Annotated in this window: 4 protein-coding genes; 2 read left to right on the top strand and 2 right to left on the bottom strand. The window is 72.2% G+C overall.

Annotated elements, in window-relative coordinates; all coding sequences use genetic code 11:
- Positions 1–304 precede the first annotated feature (304 nt).
- Positions 305–943 carry a CGNR zinc finger domain-containing protein gene (locus ACIBQ8_RS51125; RefSeq protein ID WP_397195913.1) on the bottom strand — a complete coding sequence of 213 codons (639 nt, stop codon included), beginning with the start codon at positions 941–943 and terminating at the stop codon, positions 305–307.
- A 71-nt stretch (positions 944–1,014) separates the two neighbouring features.
- On the opposite strand from ACIBQ8_RS51125, the gene ACIBQ8_RS51130 reads away from it, so the two are divergent.
- Positions 1,015–1,764: a metallophosphoesterase gene (locus tag ACIBQ8_RS51130; protein WP_397195914.1), complete on the top strand. Its 750-nt coding sequence runs from the start codon at positions 1,015–1,017 to the stop codon at positions 1,762–1,764.
- Complete coding sequence (locus ACIBQ8_RS51135; RefSeq protein ID WP_397195915.1) at positions 1,761–2,378, top strand: LysE family translocator; 618 nt, start codon at positions 1,761–1,763, stop codon at positions 2,376–2,378. Before ACIBQ8_RS51130 ends, ACIBQ8_RS51135 begins: the two co-directional genes overlap by 4 nt.
- 106 nt (positions 2,379–2,484) lie before the next feature.
- Here the strand turns inward: ACIBQ8_RS51135 and ACIBQ8_RS51140 are convergent, their stop codons facing one another.
- Positions 2,485–3,708 (bottom strand): MFS transporter, encoded by a 1,224-nt coding sequence (locus tag ACIBQ8_RS51140; protein WP_397195916.1) that lies wholly within the window; start codon positions 3,706–3,708, stop codon positions 2,485–2,487.
- Between the last annotated feature and the right edge of the window lie 155 nt (positions 3,709–3,863).

Here is a 3,863-nt window from a genome sequence, read left to right on the forward strand (position 1 = left end):
GCGACCTTCTACCCCTGGCCCAGCCTCGCCTTCGTCCCGATCCGCGACGCCCCGCCGTGCCGGTGGGCCTTCGCCTGGCGTACGGCGAGCGAGACACCGCTCATCCGCGCCTTCGCCCGCGCAGCAGCCGACACCCGGCAACCGACGGAGTAGCACGCGTCCTGCGGTTCGAGTCGGCGGCGTTCCGGGCCTTGACGGCACTGGAGCACCAGGGCGGCGACCTACAGGGACTGGGCCGCGAACGCGTCCGCCCACACAACACCGAGAGCCGACGGGCGCCCAGCCCTCGGAAGATCCCGAGGGGTCAGGAGCCCGGCAGTTCTGGGGCGGGCGTGGCGTTGTGGCGCTGGTAGTGGCGTGCGGCCCGGGCGCGGTTGCCGCATGACGGCTTGCACCACTCCTGCCGCCCGTGGCTCTTGAGGAAGTAGCGTACGCAGCGCGGCGCGTTGCAGGCCCGCAACTGCTCACGCTGCGGACCGCTCAGGAATTCGATGGCCGCCCGCGCCAGGGCTGCGATCAACTGGACGCGCGCGTCGCGCTCGGTCGACAACACCTCCGTACGGGGTGCTCCGCTCGTGGGCCAGTCGAGCTGCGGGACGATTGCTTCCCGGGCGGCAGCCGCGTTGAGGTGCGCCAGCGCCTGGTCGACCGGCATCAGCCGGTGGGCGTCGGCCCGGCTCGGCGGCGCCGGGCTGACCGCTCGCGCGAACAGCGCCCGCACGGCCCGGCGGAGCTCGACGATCTCGCTCCTGAGCTCCTCGCCCACCGTGAGCTCCGCGACGTCGAGGCGGCCGGCCAGCAACTCGGCCTGCTGGCGGATCCAGCGGGTGGCGCCCTGCGCCGTTGCCAGGTCGTCGGCTACACCGCCGTCGCCGTCGTGGCGGATCGTGCTCGCCAGTTCCAGTGCCGGCCAGCGCTCCACTCGAACCTCCCGGTTGCTCACGGCCTCTTCCGTACTCTATGGTCCCTAACGCTAAATCTCATTTAACCATTAGACAGCTTGGGGATCGTACGATGACCTTGCTCCTGGCCCAGATCAGCGACCTGCACCTTGACGGCACCGACAGGGCGACCCGACGTGCCACCCACGTCATGGACTACCTGAAGGCGCTGCCCCGCCCGGTGGACGCCCTGCTGGTCACCGGCGACATCGCCGATCACGGCGAGGAGGCCGAGTACGAGCAGGCCGCCCGGATCCTGGCCGCCCCCTTCCCGGTGCTCACCTGCCCCGGCAACCACGACGTCCGCCCGGCCTACCGCAAGGCGCTGCTGCGAGAGCGATCCGCGCCCGGCCCCGTCAACCGGGTGCACCACGTCGCCGGCACCGCCGTCCTGATGTGCGACTCCACCATTCCCGGACGCGACGAGGGCCGGCTCGACGCCGAAACCCTCGCCTGGATGCACGCCACCCTCGACGGGCTCGCCCCGGGCACGCCCGCGCTGATCGCCTTCCATCAACCGCCCGTCGTGCTCCACCACCCGTTGCCCGACTCCGGGCGGCTGGAGGCGCCCGGCGACCTGGCCACGCTGCTCGACGCATATCCGCAGGTCGTCGCCGTGCTCACCGGCCACGCTCACACCGCGGCCGCTTCCACCTTCGCCGGTCGTCCCCTGATCGTCGCGCCGGCCGTCACCTGGACCCTGCGCCTGCCGTGGGAGGGCGACCAGCCCGCCGACCGCGACCAACCGCCCGGCCTCGCCTTCCACATCCTGGACGACGACCACCGCCTCACCACCCACTTCCGCGTCGTGCTCCAGGCATGACCCACACGTACGCGGTCGCTGCGTTCCTCCTGGCGATCCTGCCCATCATCGCCACTCCGGGCGCCAGCCTGACCCTGCTCATCCAGCACGTCACGGCCGGCGGTCACCGGCAGGCCCTCCCGATCATCCTCGGCACGGTCAGCGGCCTGTACGCCCACGCCACCCTGGCCATCGCCGGACTGTCGGCCCTGGTCATGCACTCCAGCCGGGCCTTCACCGTCGTCAAGCTCCTCGGGGCGGCCTACCTCGTCGGCCTCGGCCTGTGGACCTGGCGCTCCACCACCCTGCCCCCGCCTCCCAAGCTGACGGAGCAGCCGATGCGTACCGGCTCCGTCTACACCCAGGCGCTGCTCGCGAACGTACTCAACCCCAAGGCCGCCTCCATCTACCTGACCCTGGTCCCGCAGTTCATCGTGCCCGACCGTCCCCTCAACGGGCAGATCCTCACCCTGGCCACCGCCCATGCCCTACTGATGGCGGTGTGGCTGCTGACCTGGACGGCCCTTGTTCGCCAAGGGGCACACCTTCTGCACAGGGCCCGCTTCAGGCGTGCAGTCGGCAAGGTGACGGCGGTGGTGCTCGTCGTCCTCGGTGTCCGGGCCGCCACGACGTAGGCGCTGTCGCGCCCGACTGATCCCGGGAAGCGGCGTTGGGCGCCGATGGCACTGATCGCCCGGACGTTGCGTGCCGCGGCTGTTGCTCGCAGCGGAGTCCTCGTTGTCACGTTGAAGGCGGACGGCACGGATCAGGCCGGGCTGAACGGCGACGGGCGATCATGATGAGCGGCGGCACCAGGACGGTCAGGACGCCGCCGATCCACGACACGCTCACCGGCCCGGCTGCGTCGACCGCCAGGCCGCCGGCGAAGGCGCCGAGGGCGATCGACAGGTTGAACGTCGAGACGTACAGGGAGGACGCGGCCTCGGTGGCGGTGGGGGCGGCGTCGAGTATCCAGGTCTGGAAGGTGACCGGGACGGCCCCGTACGCCAGCCCCCAGACGACCAGGATCGCGGCCGCGGACCAGACGTCGTGGCTGCCGATCGCGACGGCGACCATGGCGGCGGTGAGCAGCAGGCCGATGCCGCACACGGTCTGCCGCAGGCGCGTGGTGACCAGGGCACCGGCCAGGAAGTTGCCGCAGATGCCGGCGACGCCGAAGACGAGGAGCAGCACGCTGATCATGCCGTCGGGGACGCCGCCGTCCAGAAGGATGGGCCGCAGGAAGGTGTAGGCGGTGAAGTGCCCGGTGACGGCCAGGAAGGTCATGGCGATGCCGGTGCGAAGGGCGCGGTGGATGCGCAGGACGCGCGGCAGGTCGGCGAACGTCAGGGTGCGCTGCGGCGCCACCTTCGGCATCACGATGACCATGCAGGCCAGCGAGATCAGGCCGAGCACGCCGACGGCGGCGAACGCGGTGCGCCAGCCGGCGAGGTCACCGGTCAGGGTGCCGGCGGGCACGCCGAGCACGGACGCGGTCTCGACGCCGCCGAAGACGACCGCGGTGGCGCGGGCGACGTGGCGTTCGGGCACCAGGCGCAGGGCGATGCCCCCGGCCAGGGACCAGAAGCCGCCGACGCTGATGCCGATCAGGAAGCGGGCCAGCAGGACGACGGCGAAGCCGGTGGCGAGGGCGGAGGCGAGGTTGGCCGCGCCCACGATGCCGATCAGCAGGGCCAGCACCAGGCGGCGGTCGATGCGGGCGGTGGCCACGGTGACCAGCGGCGCCGCGGCGGCGGCGACCAGTCCGGGCACGGTGACCATGAGCGCGGTGGTGCCCTCGGACAGGTCGAGGGCGGCGCCGATGGGGGTGAGCAGTCCGACGGGCAGCAGTTCGGACGTCATCAGGGCGAAGATGCCCAGCGTGACGGCGAGGATCGCGAGCCAGCCCCGGACCGGCGAGGGGTCCTGGGCCGCGTCCGGCGACCCGGCGTCGATGGCGGTCATGGGTGTGGGCCTTTCCGGATGTGGTCAGGGCGCGGGGGGGGGGCGCCCCCCCGCCGCCCCCCCCCCCCCGCGGGGGGGGGCGGGGGGGGCCCGGGGGGGGGGGGTTTGGCGGGGTGACCCTTAATAGGGTGAACGCCGTGTACCGGTATAAAAAA

The sequence above is a fragment of the Nonomuraea sp. NPDC049646 genome (assembly GCF_044465525.1).
Classification (GTDB): Bacteria; Actinomycetota; Actinomycetes; order Streptosporangiales; family Streptosporangiaceae; genus Nonomuraea.